Source organism: Ruegeria sp. AH12 (assembly GCF_056541465.1).
The window spans coordinates 46,002-71,837 of the sequence record NZ_JBQFYL010000009.1; the positions used below are offsets into that span (position 1 = coordinate 46,002).

The following is a 25,836-nucleotide window of genomic DNA, read 5'->3' on the forward strand; positions in this document are numbered from 1 at the left end:
CGCACGATTATCTGCATCAAACGAATTCCCGATTCTCGCGATCGATCAATACGGCTTCGGCAAAGATCCATCCAATCAAATAGACAAGCCCCGCGCATAGCAGCATGAGAAGGTCTGATGAGCCAAAACTCACCACAAGGCTACGATCCCCGCTGGCTTTTCCGATGCTTTCAGCAAGGCTGATCAAAGTGTTGTCAAAGGACTGGAACACAGCGAGCGCCAGTATCGCCCGTCCCAAACGCTGCACGTTTTCTGCGGTCTCAGGCACGAGAACAGCACCGCGTGCGCAGTCTTTTAGGATTGAGCGCAGGATCCAAAGCATTCGGATCAACAATGCCAACCCCATCGCTGCGATCACCGCCAAAGCGATGAAGCGAACGAGATAAGCATCGGACCATGCCTTGGACAAAGAAGGAATTTCACCGCTGACGGCTGCGTAGATCGCCAAAGCCGGGATCACGAAGATCGCGCCATTGGTTAGTCGGTTAAGCCATTTCGCCATATGTGTAACGCGGTATCGCATGAGCTTATCTCCTTTAAACAATAATTTACTGTATAACAATAAATAATGATTCGAAAGAATGAAGTTTTGGGCTCTTATTGGTGCTATACCCCTGTTTTTTGGCCAACAAATTATGCATCGATGCACCAGATTCGATTTGAACAATGATTGCATTCGGGCCTTCATTGAAATGTCACGGGGCGCTTGTTACCTTATGACTATCCCGGCGCCGGGGATTTGGCGGCGTATAGCAAAGGAGGACTATGTCCTGTCTCTACATACCCAGGCGGGTTTGCCTGCCGAAGACGGGGCCGCAGTGATGGCCCACTCTCAGTCAATCAGCGACAAGCTGCTTGAACGCATCCTTTCCTCACTTTCCGATGACAAGGCCGAAGATGTCGTGCAGATCAATCTGCGTGGTAAGTCCTCGGTTGCGGATCACATGGTGATTGCTTCGGGTCGGTCGACCCGCCAGGTCGCGGCCATGGCGGAAAAGCTGACGGATCGCATCAAGCAGGAGTTTGGTTTCACCTCGAAGGTCGAAGGCAAGGATGCCGGCGACTGGGTGTTGATCGATACGGGCGACGTGATCGTCCATATCTTCCGCCCCGAAGTGCGTGAGTTCTACCAGCTGGAAAAGATGTGGCAGCCTGCGGGCGGCAGCGCCTCAGCCAACTGAGGCGCCATCCTGGCCTGTATTGAAAGGCCGGCGGCGAGAGAGATATGCGTATCAGCATAGTTGCGGTCGGGCGATTGCGCGCCGGACCCGAGAAGTCCCTGCTTGACGATTACCTGACCCGATTTGACCGGATCGGCCGTGGCTTGGGCCTTGGTCCTGCGCAGGTGATCGAGGTCGAAGACAAGAAAAACGCAGGCATGGGGGCCGAGGCCGCGCTGCTGCGCAAGGCGCTGCCCAAGGGGGCGGTGATCTGCACGCTGGATGAGCGCGGGCGGGTCATGTCCTCACCGGATTTTGCGAAAAAGCTGGGTAATTGGCGTGATGCTGGGCGGCAGGATCTCGCGCTGATTATCGGAGGAGCAGACGGTATAGACCCCTCGCTACGGTCCGAAGCGGATTTTTCCATCTCATTCGGGTCCATGGTCTGGCCCCACATGCTGGTCCGTGTGATGCTTGCCGAGCAACTCTATCGGGCCGCAACCATTCTGTCTGGCGGCCCCTATCACAGGGTCTAAAACGAGTCAGACATGGCGCAGCTTCTGATTGTCTATCATTCACGCACTGGCGGTGCCCGGCAAATGGCTGAGGCGGCAGCCGAGGCGGGTGGGGATGAGGCAGACATCGTCTTGAAAACCGCAGATCAGGCCGGGCCCGAAGACTTGCTGGCCGCCGACGGCTACATTTTCTGCGCCCCCGAAAACCTCGCCGCAATTTCAGGCCTTATGAAAGAGTTCTTCGATCGCAGCTACTATCCCGTTCTGGGCCGGGTCGAGGGCCGCCCCTACGCCCAGATGATCTGCGCCGGATCGGATGGAGAGAACGCTGCCCGCCAAACCGCGCGCATCGCCACCGGCTGGCGGTTGAAAGAAGTGCAGCCGCCGCTGATCCTGTGCACCCATGCGAAGACGCCCGAGGCGATACTGGCCGAGAAGGTCATCCCCCAAGATCAGTTGGATAAATGCCGCGAAATTGGCGCGGCGATGGCAGCAGGTCTAAGCCTCGGGGTGTTCTGACCCTCAGTTCAGGTCGATCACGGTGGTGTCGTCGCTCCAGCCTCCGACATTGTCGCGGGCTTGAATCTGGACCTGCGTGGTGCCTTCGGGAATGGCAACTCCGCCCAGGGATCGGGTGAAGGGCTGCTCATCCACATGCGGGTGGTGCAACACGCGCATCCCCAATTCGGTCCCGTCCATGTCCAGAACACGCCAGCCATCTGCATAATCGTCCCAGCCTGTGTCCGGGTGACGGATTGTGACGTCGAATCGCCAGGTTTCACCACTGCGCTGGGCGGTAACGTTTTCGATCACCGGAGCATCGGCAAAGGCGGGGGTGGCCAGCAGGGCGCAAAGAATAAGGTATCTCATGTGGTGATCTTACCTTGTCTTACCCGCCGTGACGATCACGATCCGGTGTCGAGCAAAATCGTGCGCGATTGCGATGCAAATTCCCGCCGATAGAGCATGGCCATCGTGATCAACGTGCCCAGAATCAACGGGATTGGTCCCAATATCCAAGCCGCGGCGGCCAGGGCAAAATAGGTAGCACGCAGCGCGCGGTTGAAACTGCGCGCCGCGGTGACGCAGATCTCGGCTGCCTGTGCGGCGCGTGGGTAAGCTGTGGGGTCGTCAGACTCATTCGGGACTGCGGCCATCAGCACCGCGCAATACCCGAACAGGCGATGTGCCCAGACGTATTTCAGGAATGCATTGGCCAGAAACAGAAGGATGATCAATATCTTGACCTCCCACACCAATGCAGGTGCTGTACCCAGTGCCAAATCCTCGGCCAGCCCGGCCAAACGCTGAGGATTGCCCAACAAGGCGAGCCCACCACCTATGGCGATCATTGTGGTCGAGGCAAAAAACGTGCTTCCCTGCCGCATCGTGCCAACCACTTGCGCATCGAACATGCGCGGCTGACGGGTGACCATTTCCTTCATCCAGTCCCGGCGATAGCCATCCATGATACGACTGACCGAGGGCTTCTGAGCGGAGGCGTTTTCAACCCGCCAACCGATCCAAAGCCAGGACCCCAGCAACAGCAGCAAAGCGCCATAGTCGGGCAGGGAAAAAGGAAGTGATTGAGCGATCCAGGACATCACTGCGACACTAAGTCGGAAGATCGAAACTTGCCAGATGCAGAAATTGGTAATATTATTTTACCAAATTGGAGGATCAGCCATGGAAATGCCCCAGCCAAATCCCGATGTGCTTGCGCGAAAGCACCGCGTTCTGGCGCGACTGCAGCAAGTTCTACCCGAGGATGCGGTGATCCACGACCCGGCAGAAACACGCGCCTATGAGTGTGACGCGCTGACCGCGTATCGTTGCCCGCCGATGCTGGCGGTTCTTCCGTCGACGACACAAGAGGTTTCGGATGTTTTGCGCATCTGCCACGAGGAGGGCGTGCCCGTTGTTCCGCGCGGTGCAGGAACGTCGCTTGCGGGCGGGGCGCTGCCGACTGCGGATTGCGTGATTCTGGGTGTGGCGCGCATGAACGACGTGCTGGAGACCGATTATGACAACCGCTTCATTCGCGTTCAGACCGGCCGTACCAATCTGAGCGTAACTGGAGCGGTAGAGGAAGAGGATTTCTTTTATGCACCAGACCCTTCGTCGCAACTGGCCTGCGCCATTGCCGGGAACATTGCGATGAATTCGGGCGGGGCGCATTGTCTGAAATACGGCGTGACCACGAACAACCTGTTGGGTGTCAAGATGGTGATGATGGATGGCCGCGTAGTCGAGATCGGCGGCGCGCATCTGGATTCTGGCGGACTGGACCTGTTGGGCGTGATCTGCGGGTCCGAAGGGCAGCTGGGTGTCGTGACCGAGGCAACGCTGCGTATCCTGCGCAAGCCCGAAGGCGCACGGCCTGTGCTGATGGGGTTCGATGACAATGAAGTGGCCGGACAATGTGTTTCGGACATCATAAAATCGGGCATCCTGCCGGTGGCAATCGAGTTCATGGATACGCTGTGCATCAAGGCTTGTGAAAACTTTGCCCATGCTGGCTACCCTGATTGCACGGCCTTGTTGATTGTCGAGGTTGAGGGGTCTGAGGCCGAGATCGACGATCAACTGTCCAAGATCATCGAGATCGCCAAGCACCATAACCCGGTTGAACTGCGTGAGAGCCAATCGGCCGAGGAAAGTGCCAAAATCTGGCTGGGCCGGAAGTCTGCCTTTGGCGCGATGGGGCAGATGAATGACTACATGTGTCTCGATGGCACGATTCCGGTGTCCTCGCTGCCCGAAGTGCTGCGCCGGATTGGAGAGTTGAGCGAAGACTATGGCCTGCCTGTGGGAAATGTCTTCCACGCAGGGGATGGCAATATGCATCCACTGATCCTGTTTGATGCCAACAAACCCGGTGATCTGGAGAAATGCGAGGCCTTTGGTGCGGATATCCTGAAGCTGTGTGTCGATGTCGGCGGCTGCCTGACCGGAGAACATGGGGTGGGTATCGAAAAGCGGGATTTGATGTCGCATCAATATACGCCTGCCGACCTCGAGGCGCAGATGGCGGTGAAGGACGTATTCGATCCGCAATGGCTGCTGAACCCGGCCAAGGTGTTTCCGCTGGATGTGTCCGAAGCTCGCCGCGTGGCGCAGATGGCGGCGGAATAGGGGGCTCTGCCCCCGCCGCGCTTTGCGCGCCTCCCCCGAGGTATTTTTGAACAGAAGAAGTGATATGAGACCTGAGACAGAGATGGAGCTGGCCGATATCGTGGCCGGGTTGAACGAGCCGGTGCGTATTCAGGGCGGAGGAACGCGCGGCGTGTTTGGGCCTGAACCGGTTTTGAGTACGGCGGGGTTGAGTGGCATAACGCTCTATGAACCGGGCGCGCTGACTTTGGTGGCGCAGGCGGGGACTCCGGTGACTGAGATCGAGGCGGCGTTGGCAGCGGAAGAGCAGCAACTGGCGTTTGAGCCTGCCGATTACCGGGCTTTGTTGGGAACCTCGGGTGAGTCGACCATAGGCGGGGTTGTCGCTGCCAATATCTCGGGTCCGCGGCGGATACAGGCCGGGGCGTGCCGGGATTTTCTGCTGGGTGTGCGATATGTCGATGGGCGGGGGCAAGTCATCAAGAATGGTGGGCGAGTGATGAAGAATGTCACCGGCTATGATTTGGTCAAGTTGATGGCCGGGTCGTGGGGCACTTTGGGAGTGCTGAGCGAGGTGTCTCTGAAAGTGCTGCCAAAGCCAGAGGTTGTGGCGGTATTGGGCATGCCGGTCACGCAGGTATCAGCCGCAGTTCAGATGCTGTCGGCTGCGTTGAAATCCCCGTTTGAGGTGAGCGGTGCCGCTTATGATCCCGAATTGGGTCAGGCTCTGTTGCGGATCGAAGGGTTTGCCGACTCGGTCGCGTATCGGATCGGTCAGTTGCAACGTGAGCTTTCCGCGTATGGCGAGGCTGCCCAGATCGAAGAGCCAGAGGAGACATGGCGCGCGATCCGGGATGTGGGCAGTTTTGAGGACAAGGAAGGCGATGTTTGGCGCATTTCCACAAAACCCTCGGATGCGGCGGAGGTTGCGGCGCGGCTGGAGGCCAAAAACCTGCTGCTGGATTGGGGTGGTGGGCTTGTTTGGGCGCTTGTGGATGCGGGATCAGATATTCGCGCGCGACTGGGCGAATTTGATGGGCACGCCACGCTTGTTCGCGCCGCGCCGGAGACGATTCAAACACTTGGCCGGTTGCAGCCCGAGCCCGAACCGCTGGCAAGCTTAACGCGGGACTTACGGCGGAAGTTCGATCCGAAAGGCCTTTTTAATCCTGGGCTTATGGGGTAGTCAGATGCAAACGACATTCACCGAAGACCAGCTGAAAGACCCGGGAACCCGGCGCGCGAATGAGATTTTGCGCAACTGTGTTCACTGCGGATTTTGCACAGCAACGTGCCCAACCTATCAGGTTCTGGGGGATGAGTTGGATAGCCCGCGAGGCCGGATTTACCTGATCAAGGATATGCTCGAGAATGAGCGTGTGCCGGATGAAAAGACTGTGAAACATATTGATCGGTGCCTGTCGTGTCTGGCCTGTATGACGACTTGTCCGTCAGGCGTGCACTATATGCGTCTGGTAGATCACGCGCGGGAATACATCGAAAATAACTACAAACGCCCGCTCTCGGATCGTGTCTTGCGCTGGGTTCTGGCGCAGATCCTGCCCTATCCGATGCGGTTTCGCTGGGCGCTGATCGGGGCCAAGCTGGGGCGGCCATTTCGGTCGCTGATGCCCGATGCGCGATTGCGGGCGATGTTGGACATGGCACCTAAGTACATTCCTCCGGTCAGTCGGAATGATGACCCGCAATGCTTTGCCCCCAAAGCGCCGCGCAAGAAACGCGTGGCGTTGATGACGGGTTGTGCACAAAAGGCGCTGAACACCGATATCAATGATGCCACAATCCGGTTGTTGACCCGATTGGGATGCGAGGTTGTAGTAGCCGAAGGCGCGGGGTGCTGTGGCGCGCTGACCCACCACATGGGCAAAAGCCGCGATAGCCACGCCGCTGCTGCTGCAAATATCCGAGCCTGGACGCAGGAGATGAATGGGGATGGCCTGGATGCGATTGTGATCAACACCTCCGGTTGCGGCACGACGGTCAAGGACTACGGCCATATGTTTCGCGACGAGGATCTGGCAGAGGATGCAGCGCGGGTCTCGGGCATGACGATGGATATCAGCGAGTTGCTGATGCAGTTGGACATACCAGAGCAGGGCGATCAGGGCCTGACGGTTGCGTATCACGCGGCGTGTTCTTTGCAGCATGGGCAAAAGATCAAAACCTATCCCAAGGACCTGTTGAAGCGCGCGGGTTTCAAAGTGGTCGAACCTGCAGACAGCCATCTGTGCTGCGGCAGTGCCGGGACGTATAATCTGATGCAGCCCGAAATTTCAGTCAAGCTGAAAGACCGCAAGGTCAGAACATTGGAAGCAAAAAAACCAGATATTATCGCTGCGGGGAATATCGGGTGCATGATGCAGATTGGCTCGGCTACCGAGGTTCCGATTGTGCACACCGTCGAATTGTTGGATTGGGTCACAGGCGGGCCGAAACCACGGGCGTTGAGCATCGGGTATATGGCGTCCGATGTGCCAATCTTGCGCTGAACCGGCGTGATGCACCGCGGCATCACGACCTGCAAATTCCCTGACCGCCCTATTTTCGCCGTACCCGCCCCGTAGGACAGTTGGCCGGGGGAATCGGGCGGAGTACCGCGTGCGAAACTGGATAAAAGCAATCGCGCTCTGTGTGCTGCCTATTGCGGCCACCGCGCAGGATAGCGGGCTGAGAAGCCTTGATACATCTGATTCCGGGCGGGATTGGATGGCTGTTGGGCGCCTGGACATCAAAGGTGTTGGGTTTTGCACCGGCACGCTGGTTGCACCAGATCTCGTGCTGACTGCCGCACATTGCATGTACAACAAATCCACGGGCCAACTTATCGATCCGGCGGATATGGAATTTCTGGCTGGCTGGCGCTTAGGTCGTGCGCTGGCCTATCGCGATGTGCGGCGCGTGGCGATTCATCCCGACTATAGTTTCCAAGCAACGATATCCCAAAATAGCTTCGGTTATGATGTTTCCTTGGTTGAGCTGTGGCAGCCTGTCAGAAACATATCAGTATCTCCTTTTGAGATCGGCGCCGCGCCAAAGCGGGGCCAAAAGGTAGGTGTGGTCTCATATGCGCAAAATCGGGCCGAGGCCCCTTCGCTGCAACAGGTGTGCTCGGTCGTGAACCGGCAATCGGATGTTGTGGTGATGTCATGCGATGTGAATTTCGGATCATCGGGGGCGCCGGTGTTTCTGTTCTCTGAACCAGAACCGAAGATCGTCTCGGTTATCTCTGCAAAGGCCAGCATGAATGGGGAAAGTGTGGCAATTGGTACGACTGTCGAGACGGCGTTCGAGTTGCTGCAGGCTGAACTTGAGGCCGGACGTGGTATCGATTCATCCGCTTTGAGCGGCAGTGGCGGCAAAAATGTCGGAGCGAGGTTTATCAGGCCATGATCAAGACGATACTCACGGCTCTTTTCGGTCTCGCCCTTTTGACAACAACAGCCGAGGCGCAGGCCAACAAACGCAAACTGACGGATCGTGAGGACCTGTACGGGTGGGAGGCGATCGGGCGGCTTGATGTTGGCACGCGGTCGTTCTGTACCGGGACATTGATAGCGCAGGATCTGGTTTTGACGGCGGCGCATTGTGCTTTGGACAGGGCAACCGGCAAGCCATACGTGCCCGGTGAAGTCACGTTTCGCGCTGGGTTGAGCAATGGCACAGCACTGGCCGAACGCAAAGTGGTGCAAATCGTGCCCCACCCTGGCTATGACGCGGGCGCAGCTTTGTCCGTTGAGAACATTCGCGATGACGTTGCATTGATGCGGCTGGAAGAACCGATCCCCTATTCGGTTGCTGACCCATTTGTCCTGCATGACGGGCGGGTGCCGAACGGGGAAATCAGCATTGCATCCTATGGCCGTGGACGGGCCGAGGCGATCACGCGCGAACGGTCCTGCAGCATTCTGCAACGGCGTCTGGGGTTAATCACCTTCAACTGCGATATCACTTTTGGCTCGTCTGGTTCGGCGATACTGGCCAAGAACGGCGCGCGTTGGCAGATTCTGTCGGTCGTATCGGCAGTCAGCGTGCGCGGTGGCGAGAAGATCGGGTTTGGGATGGAACTAAAAAATGTCGTCTCTGAGTTAAAGGCGATCATGCGCAGCAATGCGCCCAAACCCAAAGCCTCGATCCGCCGTTTGCAGGTGGGGTCCGACAAATCCAGCTCGGGCGCGAAATTCATCAGCTCGGGCGGGGGTTGAACTCAGTCAAATTGCTACCCATGTGAATTGTACCGGATCGCCACAGATGGGGTCCGGTCTCTCAAATCGCCCGTCCAATTGGAGGGCTGAATTCGTAAATCGCTCAAGGATGAGGATACGACACATGCGTACTTTTGATTTTGCACCGCTGCACCGCGCCACTATTGGGTTTGACCAGATCGCAGACATGATGGACCGCGTTCTGACCAATGACGTCGCACAGCCCAGCTACCCCCCATACAACATCGAAAAAACCGACGCCGACACCTATCGGATTTCCGTGGCTGTCGCCGGTTTTTCCGAGAATGACCTGTCCGTCGAAGTGAAGGAAAATTCACTTGTCGTGGCAGGGAAGAAAGCCGCCGAGGACAAAGAGCGCAGCTATTTGCACCGTGGCATCGCCACTCGCGCGTTCGAGCGTCGCTTTGCGCTGGCCGACCATGTCCGCGTCACCGGCGCGAGCCATGAAAACGGCATGCTGAATATCGATCTGAAGCGCGAAGTACCCGAGGCGCTCAAACCGCGCCGGATCGAGATTTCATCGTCCAAAGCGATCGAAAAAGATGTGGTTGACGCCAAGGCGGTCAACTAACACCTCAAAGTTCTGCGACAGTCGCCTCCTCCCAGACTGTCGCAACACACGCCCCGCGTTCCTCCAGACGCGGGGCGTTGTTTTTTTGGGGAAGAGATAGCTAAGCCGCCCAACTGCAAATCTGTGACGTTTGTACTTGCTATCTGAACGGTGACTACGTGGCGGCGCCAGCCTGTTTTTGGGTGAAGCAGCCCCAACCATCATACGACCCGCCAAGGCCTTCGGCCAACTGTTCTAACTCGAATGTAACCGGGTCGAGGCTCTGAGGAGCGTCAACCCTTTGAACCAAGAGGTCGAACGACTTTTTGAGAATGCCCTGTGTTGTGGTCGTCACTTTGAACCCTTTTTGGGTAACAATTCGCTCAAATTCTTTCGCCTGCTTACGGCTATGAAAAATGACTGAGTGATCAATCTCACGCGGTATGCTCAAATCATCGCCGTCGTCTTCCAACCGAAAATAGACGGCTCGATTTTTGATTTCGTTCATTGCAATAGCGTTGGGGTATAGGTCCTCAAGATAAGTCTGCCACGCTGCATCTTCAAAGTTGAAAGCTGTTTTTGTGTAGGCGGGGAAAGACTCGTCAAGAGCAGAGACAACTGAATCTGCGGCAGTTTCCGATGAGCCATAGAAATAGAACTTGCGTTTGCGTCCTCCGGTTTGGCGAGCAACGTATTTGATTTGATCGGTTTGACTTGCGAATATCAAGTCTTCTAGGTCCGATAGTGTTTGGTATTCTCCCGCAGTTGTCATGCCGTGGTTTGGGTCGGGGTAATGTAACTTAACTTCGATACAATGAAACACGTTGAGTTTTAGTACTGGTGCAACATCAACTAGGGAGAGGTTCACCATCGTCGAATATGGTTTTCCCTCGATTTCACAAGAATAGAAATCCCAGTGTTCTTTTTGTGTGTCTGAAGACATTCTTGCCTCTTGCTTTCATTTAATTGATAGCGCCATCCAATTGATTTGAAAGTCAAACCCTTTCGTACGCAATCACACTGATCAGAGGGTTGACCAAAGTTTTGACCGAATATCCCGCTTGGGAAAATGCGAAACCTAAAGGAAAGGCCCCATGCGTTGCACGCACAGGGCCGATTTCAGGGTGGTTTGCTTGGGTTAGTTCCCAGCCGTCACCGACCCGATCGACCAGAACATCGTCTCGCCCGAGGCATCGTCGACGCCGTCATTGTCGGTCATCACAAACGCTTCGCCCGAGGGCAGGATCGCCAGACCTTCGATTTTGTCCAGAACATAGCCGCCGGTTGATGTCAGGTCGGGCAGCAGGTCGCGGACCTCTTGCTTGCTGACAACAGGCAGTTCACCGCCCAGCGGGGCTGGGGTCATTTCCGACAGCGGGATGCGATAGACCTTTTTGGTCACGGCGCGGTGGTCATGCTGGTTGTCGCGCTCGATGACATAGACATGATCGCCGTAGGCCACGATTTCCGACAGACCAACCCAGCCTGTTTCTGGATCTGCCTTTGGATAGTGCACAGCACCCCATTCCTTGGTGTCCAGATTATAGGCAACCAGCTTCACGTGGTTCTCCGGGTCGTCTTTCCATTCGCGCTGAACTGCCATCCAAAGGGTGTCACCAACCTTCGTGATGCCCTCGAAGCCGAAACGCTTCTCAACCGCCATCAGTTCCGGCGGCAGACCGATCTCACCCTTGCGATCCTTGATCAGACCATCGGCTGAAACGTGGTAAATCGCGTGCGGGATAACGCGGTCGGTGCGGCCTTCGGAGGCGACATAGAAACCGCCCTTGCCATCCAGAGTGATGCCTTCCAGGTCCAGTTTCTGCGCCGGGTTGCCATCCTGACGGTGGATGCGGATCACATCGACAATGCGCGCCGGGGTCTGGCTGGGGTCGATCTTGAAGATCGACGGCTGGAAGCCGTAGAAGCTGTCATTGACCGCATAGATCATGCCGTCTTCATCCGCCACCAGACCGGACAGAGCTCCCCAACCAATCAGCTCATCTGCGCCTTCCGAGGTCAGATGCGGATAGTTCGCGGGGGCGTCGTGGTATTCAAAGATCGATACATGCGCGCGCGGGCCGCCATCTTCGATCAGGTCTTTTTCATTGGCCGATACCAGCAGGTTGCGTTCCGGGATCGCCACATACCCTTCCGGGCCTACACCCGAGGGCAGCAGTTGTTTGAGAACCGGGTCGGCCGGATCGGTGGCATCATAAACACCCACGACCGAGGCGCGTTCGGCCCCGACAAAGATCATCGGCGTGCCGTCAAAGGTGGCGGCGGTCACACTTTCGGGCTCAACGCCTTTGCTGTCCGAGCGTTTGTCGGGGTAGTGGCCGATCTGGATGATGGCTTTCTCGAAATCGGTGCCGTTCTCATAAACAACGGTGCCGTCCTTATGGAAGATCGTCCAGCCACGCGATCCACCCTCATAGTCGCCTTCATTGGCGGTGGCGAAGTGATTGTCATCGATCCATTTCACAGCGTCGGGTTCGCGCAGGCGACCGGGCTGGCTTTCCGTAAAGATCAACGCGCCGCGTTCGTCGGTGGCGTCGATGCCTTCCAGATCCACGCTGCCCGCCGAGAAATGGCTGATCACGGTGCCATCTTTGTCGACAACCGCGATGTGGTTGTTTTCCTGTAGAGTGACGACGGTTTCACCAAGGCCGTTGATGTCAACGAATTCCGGCTCGGGATCGGTCGGAGCAACCTCGGCCAGACCGGTCAGCGAGGCCAATTTCATGCCCGAACAGTCCAACGCGCCGTCTTTCAGCGGCACCAGTGCCAGCGAACCGGCGGGCAGCTGCGGGATAACACCGTCGTTCAGGTCTTCGTCACGCTCGTTTTCAATCGCAACGGCGACAAAGCTGGCATTAGGCGAAATGGCGACGCTGTCGGGCTGACCGCCCAGATCACAAGCGCCGGTTTCCGCCTTGCCCGCGATATCGACCGAGATCAGCTTGCCCGACGGCGCAGTGTAGCTTTCCGATGTGTTCACGCCCACAAAGGCCGTTGTACCAACAATCCCTACCGAGGTCGGCTCGCCACCCACCTCCATCGCGCCCAGCGGTGCGGGCTTCGCCGGGTTGGTGATGTCGACCATACCGATCACGCCTAGCGGGCTGTCGGTATAAACCAGCGTCATCCCATCGGCGGTGGCCGCAATGATCTCGGGCGAGGTTTCGCGGGTGGTATCCGCGCCTTCGGCCATGTTCTTGACGACCGGGAAAGATGCAATTCGGTTGAAGTTCATTTCTGCCATGGCCTGACCGGCGGTCAGGGCAAGGGCAGATGTCAGGCAGACAAAGCGCAATGACATCGGTAGGTATCCCCTCTTACTTGGATAAAAAGGGGATGACCTCAGGTCATTGCAGGGATGTGACGATTTGTTTGCAGTTTTGTGACAAACCAAATGGCTCCGGCGCTGCGCAGCGCCGGGGCCAGTTCAGATCAGACCGACAGACAGACGTATTTCATTTCCAGATAGTCTTCCATGCCATGATGGCTGCCTTCGCGGCCCAAGCCGGATTGTTTGACGCCGCCAAACGGCCCAAGCTCAGTCGAGATGATGCCGGTGTTCACGCCGACGATGCCATATTCCAAAGCCTCTGCCACTTTGTAGACGCGGCTCAGATCCTTGGCATAGAAATACGAGGCCAGACCAAAGATCGTGTCATTGGCCATTGCGATGACATCATCTTCGTCCTCGAACTTGAAAAGGGGGGCCAGTGGGCCAAAGGTTTCGTCCTGCGCCACCATCATGTCCTGAGTCACGCCGGTCACGATGGTTGGCTGGAAGAAAGTACCACCCAGATCATGTGGCAGACCGCCGGTCAGAACCGCGCCTCCCTTGTCGGTGACGTCTTTGATGTGTTCCTCGACCTTGGCGACGGCTTCGGCATTGATCAGCGGGCCGGTGGTGGTGCCTTCGGTCAGGCCATCGCCAACTTTCAGCGCTTCGGTGGCGGCTTTCAACTTGGCCGCGAATTCATCATAAACGCCCGCCTGCACATAGATGCGGTTGGCGCAGACACAGGTTTGGCCGTTGTTGCGGAATTTGCACATCATCGCGCCTTCGACGGCGGCATCCAGATCGGCATCGTCGAACACGATGAAGGGTGCATTGCCACCCAGCTCCATCGAGCACTTCATCACTTGATCCGCCGCTTGGCGCAGCAGAATACGCCCCACTTCGGTCGAGCCGGTAAAGGTCAGCTTGCGCACGCCGGGGTTTTCGCAGAATTCCTTGCCGATCTCGCTGGCGCTGGATGAGGGCACAACGTTGAACACACCAGCCGGGATGCCAGCTTGTTCGGCTAGCAATGCCAGAACCAGCGCTGACAAGGGCGTTTCCGTCGCCGGACGCGCGACAAAAGCGCAACCTGCAGCCAAAGCCGGGCCTGCCTTGCGGGTGATCATAGCATTCGGGAAGTTCCAAGGTGTGATCGAGGCGGCCACACCAATGGGCTGTTTCAGCACCATGATCCGCTTGTCGCGCTGATGGCCGGGAATGGTCTCGCCATGGACCCGCTTGGCCTCTTCCCCGAAATACTCGATGAAGGACGCACCATAAGCGATCTCACCGACGGCTTCAGCCAGGGGCTTGCCCTGTTCCGCGGTCAAGATCTTGCCCAGATCCTCGGCGTTTTCCATCATCAGATCGAACCAGCGCCGCAGGATCACAGCGCGTTCCTTGCCGGTCAGCTTGGCCCATTCCTTTTGCGCGGCCTCAGCCTGTGCAATCGCCCCGGCAACCTGAGCGCGGCTAACATCTGCAACCTCGGCCACCACATCGCCGCGTGCGGGGTTGGTGACAGCAAAGGTGCCTTCGTCCCCATCCACCCATTGCCCGCCAATATAGGCCTTGGTCACCAACAGGTCAGGGTTTTTAAGGATGGATTTCAGATCGGTTGTTGCGTCCAGCATGGGTCAGCCTCCGGCAGGTCTAGTTTCGCGCGCACTCAATCAGGTGGGGTTAGGATTGTCTATGTCCACTATAGCCATCGGATCAATCCAGATTTGATCAAATTACAATAGCTGCCGGGTGGCTTCGGACCTATCTTTTTCGGTGCGAGTTTGCCAAAGTCTGGTGGAAATTTGGACCCAAAGGGATGTAAATACCCGTAACATTCCCTATCTTATTGGGTAATTAGATAAAAAAGGGACAGCAGAGATGTCGAACCAGCAATTTGAAGCGCTGATTGAAGAAACGCAAAGCAAAGTGCGCGAAAGTCAGTCGCAGATCCAGAATCTGACGTCACGGATCGAAGCGGCCCGCGCCAAGATCGGCACGGCCGAGGCGGATATCGACATCGAAAACGCCACGCTTGAAGACGTGCACTCTCACACAGAAGTGATGAACGCCAATATCGCCGAGCTGATCATGGGTCTGGATGATGTCACCAGCGCGTTCTCAAAGGATTTCGACGAGATGCGTTCGAAAACTGGGTGGGAGTCGTTTGTGGGTGTCTTCTCGAAGGGCAAATCCGAGTCGATGCGGCAAGAACGGATGCGCACTGCCAATATCGATGACAAGCTGCAGGACCTGATCGCCAAATCCGACGTGATCGTCAAACTGCTGGAGGGGCAACTGTCCGTCTTGGAAGACCAGCGCGTCAAGGTCGAGGACAACCTGACCGTCACGCTGGACGACCGCGAGGCGACTGTTGCGGAACTTGAGGCGCTGCGGGCTGAGATTCAGGGCATGGACCCGACGATCATCACCTTGGAAAACAAAATCTCTGTCGAACAAGACGCGGCCGCGCGGACCCAGCTGGAAACTGAACTGGCCGAGCTGAACAAGCAGTACAACGCCAAGGTTCAGGAAGAGCAGGTCAAGCTGGCCAAGTCTCAAACGCTGGAGCGGTACATCGAAAAGGGCAAAACCTGGGTCGACTCGCTGCAAAATCAGGCGGCGACGCAGATGGTGCTGATCAACAAGCTGCAGACAGACACGCAACAGCGCGTGGTGCTGTATGACGCCCTGACCAAATCGCTGAAAACCGCGCAGCAGCAGGACGTGGCCCACCGCATCAACGAGATCGGCGTGCAAACCGATCAAGAGGCGCAAACCGCCATGGCCGCCATCGGCACCGCGACCAACCAGAAAATGGCCGACATGCTTGAGGCACACGAGGATCACATGGTCTTTGCCCGCGACGTGCTGGAGAAAAAGGCCAAGGCGGATGAGCGCTTTGCCCGCCGGTTTGCCTCGATTGTCGAGAAGCATGATAAGAATTTGTATGGGGGATAAACCCTGATGGCTCGTCCGGGAAGGATTGGCTCGATTGTTAAACTCTTGGCTTCGTTCTTGGGACTTAGCGCCATCGGAGTGGTGTTTTGTGTGGGATCATGCGCTATCGCAATAAGAGCTTTTGGTTCGGACGCGTTGACTACCAAAGTCGTCATAGTCTCGGCCAGCTTGGTTTTCATCGCCTATGGTTTTTGGTTGTTCATTTGGTTCCATAGAAAGGGGATCGAGATCGACCAAAAATACCGACCATGGTTGCACAACATGTCTAATAAAGCGAAATGACTAACCCAACCCAAGACCATGTCGGCCTGACCGACACGTTCGCCTCGCGCCGCTATTTCCGCAAATTCGAGGTGATCACCGTCCACCTCCTGCGCGTGGCCGCGACGATGGAGGCTGAGGGCGCGATCAGCAAGCAAGAGGTGCGGATCGTGTCGCGCTACCTCTCGGGGTTGCTCTACACCTTCCGGGCGCTCAGCATGAAATACCTGCTGGTCGGGCGCGATACGGGGCGGTTCTTTGGCAGCCTCGCCATGGACAAGCGCGACAGTGGATTTCCGGTGGCGGCTGAATTGTTGACCATGGCCAATGACGCGCAGCAGGCGCAGGTGCATCTGGCGAATATGCCCTCAACCGATGATCTGAAAACCGACATGGTCCGCACGATCATTGGCGACCGCGAAATCCCCACCAAGCTGCAATTCGCGCTGTCCCAAAGGCTCTATTATGAGGAATTGCTGAAAGGTCAGCTGTTTTGGGCGCGCAATGATCCTGAATGCCACTGGATCGGGAATGAGGGTGAACGGCGCAAGTTCATGATCCATTGGGCGGTTTATGACAGCCAGATCAATCTGCCGGTCATCTACCTGATGCAGTTGGAGGATAGCGGTAAGACAGCCCTGCCCAAGGATCAGCGTCGATGGCCCGAGGTGCAGGCGCATCTGATGGCGCAATCGTTAGGCGGGCTGAAACTGGTGACCATCGCCAAGGGCTTCGATCAGGATTTTAACGACCTGCATCCCAAAAACCTGCGCCGCATCCATGTGGGTCCGATGTATTCCTCGGCTTTTACCGAGCAATCTGGCCCCTTGCGGCAGGTGCTAGAGGACGCGCAGTCGCCACAGGGGCAGGACTGGGCGCTGGCCTGGACGACTGAGGAGCTGGAGAGCGAAGAGGTGATCGAGGAACGCGCCGGGTGGTTCTCGACCGTCGAGCGTGAGGTGTTTGCGCTGGACCCGTTTGGCGGGCAAGGGGCTGAGACCGGAGCGACGCGCATGCAGCGCTCGATCATTCTGCCTCAACGTCCGTTTCAGGTTCTGGCCGAGCGCAACCCGCGGGGCTTTGCCGATGTGCGCAAATTCGTGGTCAGCAAGGCCGGGCAGGTGTTGCGCTATTAGAATTTTTGCCTCCGGCGGAGGTATTTTTGAACAGAAGAAGAATGGGCGGTTTTTGAGATGAGTTTGACGTCAGATCAGATGAAATTGCGCGAAGACGATATTCGCAAGCATTACCCTGCGGCGACGGCCTTGTTGAACGGGTTCGAACATGCGCCGCGTATTGCCAAAGCTGTTGAAGTGGCAGTTGAGCGGTCCTCGGGTGTATCGACGGGGCGGCGGTTTCGATCGACCACGCCCGGTTTGGTGACGCGGCGCACGGTACGGGCGGATGGGGTGCATCTGGTTGAGCGGATCGAGGCCTCGGATCATGGTGATACGCTGGTCTCGCCCCCTCAGGCCACAGCGCAGCAAGCCATTCGGCGCGCTATTGCAATCGCACTGGCCGTGGCCGAGGCATATGCCGAACAGACTCCGTTGGCCGATTTGAAGCGGGCCAATCTGGCGGGGGATTTGCCTGTTGCGCGAAAGACCGAGTTTTCGGAATTGCTGACGGCTGAGGCTTTGATCACATCTCATGTGCTGGGCAATGCGCTGGCTTATCTGATGTCGTCTCATCTGGGCGAAAACACGGTTGACCTTGGTGAGATCGAAGAGGTTCTGACCGACAATGGCCAGCTTGCCCTGCACGGTGCCTTGTGGGAGCTGGATCAGGTGCTGGCCAAACACGCCCCCGACGACGCGCATTTGATCGCCACCATCAGTGCCTATGCCGAGCAGTTGATGGACAAGGTTGCCCTGCGTGCGCAATCCGCTGGCCATCTTGCCTCGTTCCAAAACTCCGCCTGGCATATAGAGGCCGATGATCTCACGATCCGGGGGTTTGAGCCGGCCTCGAAGGCGAAATCCACCACCCTCACCATGACGTTCAAGAAACCGAACGAGGTGGTAGGCAACCATATCGCCAAGTATCAGGCGATGAAGCTGGCCAAGATGGTGATGGCCTATGATTTCGACCGTCGCCTGAACCCGTTTGCGGAACTGGGCGGGTTCATCTTTACCTTCATGGGCGACGGCAAGCCGGGTACGGGCAAGACCACTCTGATCCAGATGATGGCCGGGCTGATCAACGACTATTGCCAGAACGCGGACTATCCGTTCCGCTATCAGAACCTGAGCACCGACAATATCGACAGCTACCAAGGCAAATCCGGCCAGAACGCCAAGGCGTTCATCAACACGATCATAGACCCCTCGATCATCGGCTTCGGCACCATCGACGACATTGACCAGCTGGCGGGAAAACGCGGCGACCGGCAGTCCTCGGCCGGGCAGTTGGAAATCACCGCCGTGCTGATGGAGAGCTTTGCCGGCGCAAACACCGTTGTGCGCGGCAACTGCACCTTTGGCATGTTCTCGAACTACCCCGAGAATGTGGACGACGCCCTGCGCCAGCGGGCAGGCGCGCGGTTCCTGGTGGACGGGCCGCAAACGCGCGAGGATTACATCGACATCCTGCACCTGCTGATGGGCCGCAACCACGACATCCCGCTGGGCGCACACGAAGCCTATGCCGCGCAGGAGATCAAGAAGGCCGTCACTGCCAGTTTCGAAAGCCATTCCCGCCCGCATGAGGACGCTCTGCTGCAGGTCTATGACCGGGTCTCGGGCGATATCGGCCAGATGGACACGATTGCCAAGCTGGGCACCTACCTCAAGGCGATCCAGCAGGCGGATGAGCGGTTCACGGGTCGAGCCATCAAGAACATCACCGACGCGGTCAAGGTCCGCGCGATGGATTTCGAACTGCCTGACGAGTGGATGGAAAACCCCGACCTTTTTCTGTTCCGCGACTACGACACCAAGAAGGCCATGATCGAGGATCTGCGCCAGCCGATAACGGTGGACATGGTTATGCAAGAAATCAACCGCTACGCCGACAGTGAGTTCCGCTATGCCGATAAGAGCGACGAAGTCGCCATCGAGAACGCCGTCCGCGAGATGGGCCGGATGGAAGAGGCTAAGCGGCGGTATCTGGAGGGGAAAGGGTGATTTCAGGTCGCGGCAGCAACCAACCAAAGCTGTTACGTGTAGCGAAAAACACACTACTGTCCATTGGAGGTCAAAACTTTGGTTAAAGAATTAGAAAAGCCTCAGTGGCCTATCGGAAAGCCCCTTGGCCACGTGAGGATTTCCGGTTCCGAGTTAATCCAGCTTCTAGAGAAGTATGAATCGCCAGAGACAAAAATCAGCGCGGAAACCTCTAGGTACAGGTTTGATGGTGTTAAAGACATGAAAGACAACTTGCCCTTACTTAGAGGCAACACAAAAATTGAGATTAGTCCTGAAGGCATTATGCAACCAAGTTTGGTCGCTAAATTTGGCTACTGCACTACTATTAGACTGCGAAACTTCGGCAGTGAAAAAAATGAAGATTTAGAACTGCTTCGCCAAAAAATCGAAGCCGAACTTAAGTCATTTAGAACACCGGTTTTGTGGCCTTTCACTATTGTGCCCCGCTTCGTTTGGATTGGTGCAATGTTGGGCTTTTGGATCAATGATTTTTTTTCTGGGGCCGACGCGGAAACACAGCCCGTATCCTTGGGCGCAAACTTTGAGACTGCTCTGTATGTTGCGTTTTTGTTATTGGTAATTCTTGAGTTTGTCAGTCCGGTCTATCACTCCCGGAGTGATACTTTCTGGCAGCGAAACAAAGACAAAACTATTGTAGGTGTAATTATGTTGTTTGTCGGTGTTTTGGCGACAAAATACGCACCTTGGTTCTTTGGGTTGTTTGAGAAATGATCCGCCTCATCGAAAAAGGCCTGATGTTCGGCAATCTCGTTCACATCTCCAGCCCGGCTCTGGTCGAGCGGTATAACCGCGCGCTGCAGCATCTGGCGGGAAAGACCACTGCGCTGACGGATTTCCATGTGGATATCTCGGGCTATTCCCCGGAGGTTGGGATTGAGCTGGAGGATGAGCTCTACCTCAACCCCAACGGAGTCAACCGGCAGTTCATCCTGCTGACGACCGAGCAGAAACGCGCGCCTTTGCTGAACGTCAAATTCTCGACCTCGCGTGATATCCTGCGGGAATTCATCGAGATGAACGAGGCGCAGTTGTTCGCCCTGACCGCCACAGATGCGGTGGCCGGAGAGCTGGTGAACTCGGTCTTCAAACTCACCACGCCCAATGATCTTCTAAACCTGCGCAAGATCGAGATTGAGGCCGACACCGCCGGCGGCACCCTGCGCAAGGCGCAGCAACTGGCGGGCATGGTCGAGCAGTTCAAAACCGAAGAGGACGCCTGGTTCGACGATGTGCTGATCGCGAAGATGATCGAGACGGCCGAGGAAACCGGCGACGTCACCCGAAATCCGGTCCGCCTGCGCCATACGGATTTTGAGCAGCGGAATTTCTGGACGGCGCATTTCGGCGGGTTGTACCTGTTCCCGGACATGGATCACCCGGCGGCGATTTGCATGGGTGAAAAGCCCGACGATCTGAAAATCAAGTATACCTTTGACCCGTCTCAACGGAACCAGATTGCCAAATTCCTCGACTATAACGATCTGGTCGAACCCATCGTTAAGGCGCGCGGGGTGGATGCGGCGGCGATCCTTCAGCAAAAAATGGATTTCCTGACCGTTGCAGCCGCAGCAGATACCGATGTTGACCTTACGGGTTTGGATCGCCGCGATATGCGGCGCCTGGCGCGCACCCATGCGGATCGCTTGCCTGAGGCTTATCACGGCCTGGCCCAACTGTTGCGCTGGGCCACTGACGGAGGGCCTTGGCCGCGGATCACCTCGGACCATCCGGCCTATTTCTACACATTACGCGCGGCGGATACGTCACAGCGCGATCTGGTCAACATGCTACTGGCCGAGCTGGCCCCGCTGGACCCGCGCCAGATGTTCATTTGTCATAAAGAACTGTTCTACAAAACCTACAAAGGCTGGTCGGAACCCAAGAAAGCCTATGTTGCTGATTTCCTTGAGCGCGAGTATCAGGTGGACAAAGCCGGCGCGCGCGAAGCCTTGTTCGGGCATGAGCCGGATATGTCCGGTGAGGATCGGGTCAGCGAGGATGTGATCGCGCGGGTCGGCCCTTGGGGTTCGATAAGGAAAGGCTGAGATGTTCGGAGCGATGCGCCTGTTTCTGATCCTGCTGGTGATCCAGACGGTCGCGTATGTTGCGCTGTCCCTCTATTCGCGCGGCGCACGTCGTCGCAAGCTTGAGGCGTGGTGGGACGAAAAGGGCAAGCGCGGCAACAAACAGGCCTTTGTCGAGCGCGGTCTGCACGTCTATGACAATTCGTTCCGGCGAAAACTGATCCTGGGCGTCTATGTCGTGCCTTGGGTGGCGATTGGCGCGCTGATCTATATTGTGAATTATATGTGAGGGTTCGGGCATGGCCTATTTGAAATGGGCATTGATCATCATCTTTTGGGGTACGATTGCGGTCGTTCTGCAGTACTCGCTGCCGCAGCGCGATATCGTGCGGATTGTGAACACTTACGAAGAGCGGCAGGATCTGAACGACTGGACCCGGATCTTCTGGTCCGAGCCGGATGATCAATCGACCAGCCTGTCGAACCGCGATGTTCAGTTCATCCAGGCGGTGCGCGCTAATGGTAAGCCGATCGTTTACAGAAACGAAGACACCAGCTGGGGCTGGCCGCCTTATTTTAAGTTCGATACTGCTAACCTTTATACCGAAGCCAACGATGCGATTTCGGATAAGGATGACCCCGACTGGGTCGCAGTGACCCATTATGGCTGGCGCAACGAATTTATGTCGATCTTTCCCAATGCGGTTTCTCTAAAACATGTAGATGGCCCGGATGTGCGCCTGATCCCATGGTTCAATATCATCTTCCTGACCGTTTTCTTTGCCATTATCTGGGCGATTTGGGTGCGCTGGCGCAGGTTCCGGCAGCGCCGCATCGATCCGATGCTTGAGAGTGTTGAGGACAGTCTTTATGCGGCGGGTGATGCGATTGAAGAGCGGCAGAATGGGTTCCGCCGTTGGTTGGATAGCTGGAAATCCAAGTAAGGCGTGGCCCTCTATCAGCGTACAATGAACTCTGCATGAAGCGCACCGGCGGCTTTGATTGTCTTCAGGATGTCGATCATATCGCGGGGCGACACGCCGAGGGCATTCAGCCCGGCGACAACCTCGGACAAGGTCGTGGCCTCGGGGATTTCAGCCAACCCTGTGCCTTCTTCTTCCTCGATCCCGGCAACGGTGCGGGGCACCACGACGGTCTCGCCTCGGGCAAACGGGTTGGGTTGAACGGCAATCGGCGCCTCTTCCACGGTTAGGGTCAGGTTTCCTTGTGAAACCGCGACCCGTGAGATACGGACTTCCTGCCCCATTACGATGGTGCCCGATCTCTGATCAACCACCACGCGTGCTTTGGTTTCCGGTTCAACAAGGATGTTTTCAATCCGCCCAATCGCATGGGCGGCTGATACCGATTGCGTGGCCACAATATTCAGCTCGACCGTACCGGAATCCCGCATTATGGCCACCGCGCGGTTGAACTCTGTGTTGATTGCAGTTTCGATCCGACCGGCGGTGGTGAAATCCGGCTCGCGCAAGGCAAGCCGCATTTGCGTCAGAGCCGAGAGATCGAAGTCGATTTCTCGTTCAACTCGTGCGCCCGAGGGGATCACACCAGAGGTTGGAACACCTTGTACGACCGAGGCGGCATCGCCTTCGGCAACCGCCCCACCTGCCAAAACCGTGCCTTGCGCCACAGCGTAAATCTGACCATCCGCCGCATTTAATGGGGTCATAATAAGGGTCCCACCAAGCAGGCTGCCGGAATCGCCGATCGCTGAAACGGTTACGTCAATCTGGCCGCCAACGCGCGCGAATGGGGGCAGGCTGGCCGTCACCAGAACGGCTGCAACGTTTTTGGGTCGAAAGTCTTCGCCGGTAACGTTCACACCTAAACGCTCAAGGATGTTTGACATGATCTCTTCGGTGAACGGTGAATTGCGCAGGCCGTCGCCCGTACCATTCAGGCCAACGACCAAACCATATCCGACTAGGTCGTTGCCGCGGACACCGTCGAAATCCACAAGGTCTTTCAGCCGGATTGCACCCGCTGAGGCAAGACCGGGAAGAAGGAGGATCAAAAGGAAAGCAAGAACTCTCATCTCAGGAAATTCACCAGAGACAGGTTGGCATTGCGCACCGTAACCGAATAAAGGCTCTCCAGTTGAAACTGCACGGTCTGCAGCTGCGCCGCCGTTTCATACGGATCGGCGGCGATTAGGGAGTTTCGACTGTACTCAAAGCCCATGCGCGATGCGGCGTTTCTGGTAGCGGCTTGTTCGACCCGGGCCTCGGCCGCGCCGACCTCGGCCCGCAGCTTGACCGTTTCATCCTTTGCGTTGGCCAGATCGACACCCAGCTGCGTGAACAGGCTTGTGCGCAGGGTCGAGGTCCATGCCAGCGCGTCTTCCGATGCCAGCGCGGCCAATGCGGTGTCGCGTAGTGCCGACTTGAACGCCGGATCAGTTGCGGTAATCGGGATGGAAATCCGCTCATTTTCCGAAATCTGCATCGGTGCCAAGGGTGTGTCCGATCCCTGATAGATCATAGCATCAAATCCAGCTGGATCGTTGAACCAATCCTCGGCTGCCGTGCGGATGTCGGTCATCGTGGTTAGGCCAGCAAGCTCGGTCTCAAGCGCCGTCAAAAGGGTTTCGGCCGAGGCCAACGGAGAGACATCGGTTGCCACGCCAGAATACAGGCTGCGCCCGCCAACCCGTGTGTTCAGGGCCGAGATCATCGTGTCCAGCTCATTCCGGGCCTGAACCGAGGCCTGCTCATGTGTGACAGTCTGGTTTGCAGTGCCGAAGGCCAGCAAGCTGGCCGACATCTCACCCAAAGACTCGTCAAAGGTGGTCAGGCTTTGCTGCATCACATCGGTGAACAATCCGGCCTCGGATGTTGCGATCTTGTAGGCGTCCAGTCGGGCAAGATTGCGATCAAGATCCAGAAGATGCGAAAGATCGCCACCAAGATGCCCTGAGACATCCTGAACCTTACCGCTGGACATCTCGTAAGACAGGGTTTCGATCTGGGTTTTGATCTCAGAGGCACGTGTGCGCAACGTCATACCGCGCGCCAGATCACCAATTGCGGTTAGTGTCATTGTTACAACCTCAGCAGTGTTTCCATAAGTTCATCGACGACCGTCATCACCCGCGCGTTCGCGGAATAGGCCTGTTCGATCTGCATCAGGCGCTGCAGTTCCTGATCCGTATCCACGCCTTGTTCCGCTTCGATCTGGGCCATCTGCTGCTGTGCGCCGGTTGCGAAGATTTTGCGCTGTTCGGCCCGGTGTGCCTGCGCGCCTGCGTCAGACAGCAACGCCTCAGTTACTTCGGCGGCGCGCAGGTTGCCGGTGCCAAACAAGGCGCCTGGAACAGGTCTTGCGTCGTTCAGGATTGCGCCAAAAGCTTGCAGCTGTGTTGAATCGCCTGGGTCTCCCGGCGTGGCTGCGCCAAGGCCAGCGCGTAGCCGCCAACTGTTCCCTCCGGCATCCGGGTCAACGACCGTATTCAGCGACAGGCGTGCGGCCAGCCCGGTGACCATAGCAGGATCGAACCGGCTGCCATCATCGGTGAACAGCCCCGGATCCGTTGCGGCTGCCGTTGGGTCGAGACCTGGCGTTTCAAAGCGCTCAATCAGGTCACGCGCGACCGTATCCAATTGCAGCTGGGCTTCAACCGCCAGTTCATCCCGGATGGTAAATTCAGCGGCTAACGCTCCGCCCCGTATTTGCGCCGTATCACCGCCGGTACGAATGGGGTTTCCGTTCATTTCCAGGCCCGACAACAGCCCATTGCCGACTGTCATATGGGGTTTTGTTTCGCCGGTGGTGGTGAAAGCAAACTCTGATGCTTTGCCTTCGAGCAGGATCAGCCCGCCATCGGAATAGAGCGAAACTTGATCGTTGTCGCGCGGAATCACGTTGACCGGGATCAGCGTATTCACCTGATCGATCAGGATCTGACGTTGATCCTGTAAGGCGCCGATATCACCGCCTGAATTGCGAATGGCGGGGATCTTTGCGTTGAGGTCTTCGATATCCTTCAGCGTCTGGTTCAGGCTTTCCACATGAGCCCCGATCCTGCGATCTGCGTCCGAGCGGGCCTTACGGACCCCTTCGGACGCGGTATTCAGCTCATTGGCCAGATCCCGACCGGCGCGGGCGGCTTGATCGAGCCGCTGCGCTGAATCCGGCAGGCTGGCGGCAGTGATCAGGCTGCCGTCAAAGGCCGCAAGTCGCGCGGCCAATGACGTTGCATCATCCGCGGGACCGACTAGGTTTGCGAATTGCGACTGAAACGCCGACAAAGAAGATTGCTGCGCCAGATCCGCGTCGGTGGCGCGCCGATTGGCAACCAGGACCGGGTCTTGATGACGGATCACGCCGACAGTGCGCACCCCATTGCCCGAGATCGGGCTGGTGGTCAGTTCCAGTGACCGACGCGCGTAGCCGGGCGTGAGCGCGTTGGCGACGTTGCCAGACACGACCGCAGCGCCACGGCTGGCAGCTGTCAGACCGCCCAAAGCATTATGTAAAGCTGTCGACATGTTCATGGCGCCGCTCCTTTTTTAAGTCCGAAACCCG

At 57.1% G+C, this 25,836-nt stretch carries 25 protein-coding genes; 16 read left to right on the forward strand and 9 right to left on the reverse strand.

Annotated elements, in window-relative coordinates; translation table 11 throughout:
• Positions 1 to 16: 16 nt before the first annotated feature.
• The gene (locus ACR0EL_RS13995) at positions 17 to 523 is read right to left on the reverse strand and encodes a hypothetical protein (RefSeq protein ID WP_480500541.1); all 507 of its coding nucleotides are present in this window, start codon (positions 521 to 523) and stop codon (positions 17 to 19) included.
• A gap of 193 nt (positions 524 to 716) precedes the next feature.
• Between ACR0EL_RS13995 and rsfS the strand changes: the two genes are divergently transcribed.
• Genes rsfS through ACR0EL_RS14010 form a run of 3 tightly spaced genes read left to right on the forward strand, consistent with a single transcriptional unit; the run spans position 717 to position 2,194 of the window.
• Positions 717 to 1,181, forward strand: a complete 465-nt coding sequence (gene rsfS, locus ACR0EL_RS14000; RefSeq protein ID WP_480500543.1) for a ribosome silencing factor — start codon at positions 717 to 719, stop codon at positions 1,179 to 1,181.
• Positions 1,182 to 1,225: 44 nt separating this feature from the next.
• Positions 1,226 to 1,696: a 23S rRNA (pseudouridine(1915)-N(3))-methyltransferase RlmH gene (gene rlmH / locus ACR0EL_RS14005; protein ID WP_480500544.1), complete on the forward strand. Its 471-nt coding sequence runs from the start codon at positions 1,226 to 1,228 to the stop codon at positions 1,694 to 1,696.
• A gap of 12 nt (positions 1,697 to 1,708) precedes the next feature.
• Entirely contained in the window at positions 1,709 to 2,194 is a 486-nt protein-coding gene (locus ACR0EL_RS14010; protein WP_480500545.1) for a flavodoxin family protein, read from the forward strand.
• Positions 2,195 to 2,197: 3 nt separating this feature from the next.
• Here ACR0EL_RS14010 and ACR0EL_RS14015 read toward each other — a convergent pair whose 3' ends face one another.
• Both ACR0EL_RS14015 and ACR0EL_RS14020 read right to left on the reverse strand, forming a co-directional pair.
• Positions 2,198 to 2,545, reverse strand: a complete 348-nt coding sequence (locus ACR0EL_RS14015; RefSeq protein ID WP_480500547.1) for a hypothetical protein — start codon at positions 2,543 to 2,545, stop codon at positions 2,198 to 2,200.
• A gap of 35 nt (positions 2,546 to 2,580) precedes the next feature.
• Positions 2,581 to 3,279 carry a DUF599 domain-containing protein gene (locus ACR0EL_RS14020; protein ID WP_480500548.1) on the reverse strand — a complete coding sequence of 233 codons (699 nt, stop codon included), beginning with the start codon at positions 3,277 to 3,279 and terminating at the stop codon, positions 2,581 to 2,583.
• Positions 3,280 to 3,361: 82 nt separating this feature from the next.
• Here ACR0EL_RS14020 and ACR0EL_RS14025 point away from each other — a divergent pair, with 82 nt between their 5' ends.
• The 6 genes from ACR0EL_RS14025 (at position 3,362) to ACR0EL_RS14050 (ending at position 9,604) form a co-directional block, all read left to right on the forward strand.
• Positions 3,362 to 4,810, forward strand: a complete 1,449-nt coding sequence (locus tag ACR0EL_RS14025) for an FAD-linked oxidase C-terminal domain-containing protein (protein WP_480500549.1) — start codon at positions 3,362 to 3,364, stop codon at positions 4,808 to 4,810.
• Between the two features lie 64 nt (positions 4,811 to 4,874).
• Entirely contained in the window at positions 4,875 to 5,975 is a 1,101-nt protein-coding gene (locus ACR0EL_RS14030; RefSeq protein WP_480500550.1) for an FAD-binding protein, read from the forward strand.
• A 4-nt stretch (positions 5,976 to 5,979) separates the two neighbouring features.
• Positions 5,980 to 7,299: a glycolate oxidase subunit GlcF gene (gene glcF / locus ACR0EL_RS14035; protein ID WP_480500551.1), complete on the forward strand. Its 1,320-nt coding sequence runs from the start codon at positions 5,980 to 5,982 to the stop codon at positions 7,297 to 7,299.
• Between the two features lie 109 nt (positions 7,300 to 7,408).
• Entirely contained in the window at positions 7,409 to 8,200 is a 792-nt protein-coding gene (locus ACR0EL_RS14040) for a trypsin-like serine peptidase (protein WP_480500552.1), read from the forward strand.
• Positions 8,197 to 9,012 (forward strand): trypsin-like serine peptidase, encoded by an 816-nt coding sequence (locus tag ACR0EL_RS14045; protein WP_480500553.1) that lies wholly within the window; start codon positions 8,197 to 8,199, stop codon positions 9,010 to 9,012. Before ACR0EL_RS14040 ends, ACR0EL_RS14045 begins: the two co-directional genes overlap by 4 nt.
• Positions 9,013 to 9,136: 124 nt before the next feature.
• Positions 9,137 to 9,604: an Hsp20 family protein gene (locus tag ACR0EL_RS14050; protein WP_170537218.1), complete on the forward strand. Its 468-nt coding sequence runs from the start codon at positions 9,137 to 9,139 to the stop codon at positions 9,602 to 9,604.
• A 154-nt stretch (positions 9,605 to 9,758) separates the two neighbouring features.
• Here ACR0EL_RS14050 and ACR0EL_RS14055 read toward each other — a convergent pair whose 3' ends face one another.
• The 3 genes from ACR0EL_RS14055 to ACR0EL_RS14065 all read right to left on the reverse strand — a co-directional run bounded on the left by ACR0EL_RS14055 (position 9,759) and on the right by ACR0EL_RS14065 (position 14,512).
• Positions 9,759 to 10,526: a DUF695 domain-containing protein gene (locus tag ACR0EL_RS14055; protein WP_353012719.1), complete on the reverse strand. Its 768-nt coding sequence runs from the start codon at positions 10,524 to 10,526 to the stop codon at positions 9,759 to 9,761.
• 195 nt (positions 10,527 to 10,721) lie between these two features.
• The gene (locus ACR0EL_RS14060; RefSeq protein WP_480500554.1) at positions 10,722 to 12,905 is read right to left on the reverse strand and encodes an esterase-like activity of phytase family protein; all 2,184 of its coding nucleotides are present in this window, start codon (positions 12,903 to 12,905) and stop codon (positions 10,722 to 10,724) included.
• Positions 12,906 to 13,036: 131 nt separating this feature from the next.
• On the reverse strand, positions 13,037 to 14,512 hold the full coding sequence (locus ACR0EL_RS14065) for an NAD-dependent succinate-semialdehyde dehydrogenase (RefSeq protein WP_480500555.1): 1,476 nt from the start codon (positions 14,510 to 14,512) through the stop codon (positions 13,037 to 13,039).
• A gap of 247 nt (positions 14,513 to 14,759) precedes the next feature.
• Here ACR0EL_RS14065 and ACR0EL_RS14070 point away from each other — a divergent pair, with 247 nt between their 5' ends.
• The 7 genes from ACR0EL_RS14070 (at position 14,760) to ACR0EL_RS14100 (ending at position 22,235) form a co-directional block, all read left to right on the forward strand.
• The gene (locus ACR0EL_RS14070; protein ID WP_353012710.1) at positions 14,760 to 15,839 is read left to right on the forward strand and encodes a coiled-coil domain-containing protein; all 1,080 of its coding nucleotides are present in this window, start codon (positions 14,760 to 14,762) and stop codon (positions 15,837 to 15,839) included.
• A 278-nt stretch (positions 15,840 to 16,117) separates the two neighbouring features.
• A complete protein-coding gene (locus tag ACR0EL_RS14075) occupies positions 16,118 to 17,236 on the forward strand; it encodes a hypothetical protein (protein ID WP_480500556.1) in 1,119 nt (372 codons plus the stop codon).
• A 57-nt stretch (positions 17,237 to 17,293) separates the two neighbouring features.
• A complete protein-coding gene (locus tag ACR0EL_RS14080; protein WP_480500558.1) occupies positions 17,294 to 19,225 on the forward strand; it encodes an AAA family ATPase in 1,932 nt (643 codons plus the stop codon).
• Between the two features lie 78 nt (positions 19,226 to 19,303).
• The gene (locus ACR0EL_RS14085) at positions 19,304 to 19,978 is read left to right on the forward strand and encodes a hypothetical protein (protein ID WP_480500559.1); all 675 of its coding nucleotides are present in this window, start codon (positions 19,304 to 19,306) and stop codon (positions 19,976 to 19,978) included.
• A complete protein-coding gene (locus ACR0EL_RS14090; RefSeq protein ID WP_480500560.1) occupies positions 19,975 to 21,312 on the forward strand; it encodes a DUF6638 family protein in 1,338 nt (445 codons plus the stop codon). The genes ACR0EL_RS14085 and ACR0EL_RS14090 overlap by 4 nt, the downstream gene beginning before the upstream one ends.
• Before the next feature lies 1 nt (position 21,313).
• Positions 21,314 to 21,580: a hypothetical protein gene (locus tag ACR0EL_RS14095; protein ID WP_353012699.1), complete on the forward strand. Its 267-nt coding sequence runs from the start codon at positions 21,314 to 21,316 to the stop codon at positions 21,578 to 21,580.
• A gap of 10 nt (positions 21,581 to 21,590) precedes the next feature.
• Positions 21,591 to 22,235: a DUF1523 family protein gene (locus tag ACR0EL_RS14100; RefSeq protein ID WP_480500562.1), complete on the forward strand. Its 645-nt coding sequence runs from the start codon at positions 21,591 to 21,593 to the stop codon at positions 22,233 to 22,235.
• A 14-nt stretch (positions 22,236 to 22,249) separates the two neighbouring features.
• Here ACR0EL_RS14100 and ACR0EL_RS14105 read toward each other — a convergent pair whose 3' ends face one another.
• Genes ACR0EL_RS14105 through flgK form a run of 3 tightly spaced genes read right to left on the reverse strand, consistent with a single transcriptional unit; the run spans position 22,250 to position 25,805 of the window.
• Positions 22,250 to 23,347, reverse strand: a complete 1,098-nt coding sequence (locus ACR0EL_RS14105; RefSeq protein ID WP_480500564.1) for a flagellar basal body P-ring protein FlgI — start codon at positions 23,345 to 23,347, stop codon at positions 22,250 to 22,252.
• On the reverse strand, positions 23,344 to 24,351 hold the full coding sequence (locus ACR0EL_RS14110) for a flagellin (protein ID WP_480500565.1): 1,008 nt from the start codon (positions 24,349 to 24,351) through the stop codon (positions 23,344 to 23,346). The genes ACR0EL_RS14105 and ACR0EL_RS14110 overlap by 4 nt, the downstream gene beginning before the upstream one ends.
• A 2-nt stretch (positions 24,352 to 24,353) precedes the next feature.
• Positions 24,354 to 25,805: a flagellar hook-associated protein FlgK gene (gene flgK, locus ACR0EL_RS14115; protein WP_480500566.1), complete on the reverse strand. Its 1,452-nt coding sequence runs from the start codon at positions 25,803 to 25,805 to the stop codon at positions 24,354 to 24,356.
• Positions 25,806 to 25,836: the final 31 nt, after the last annotated feature.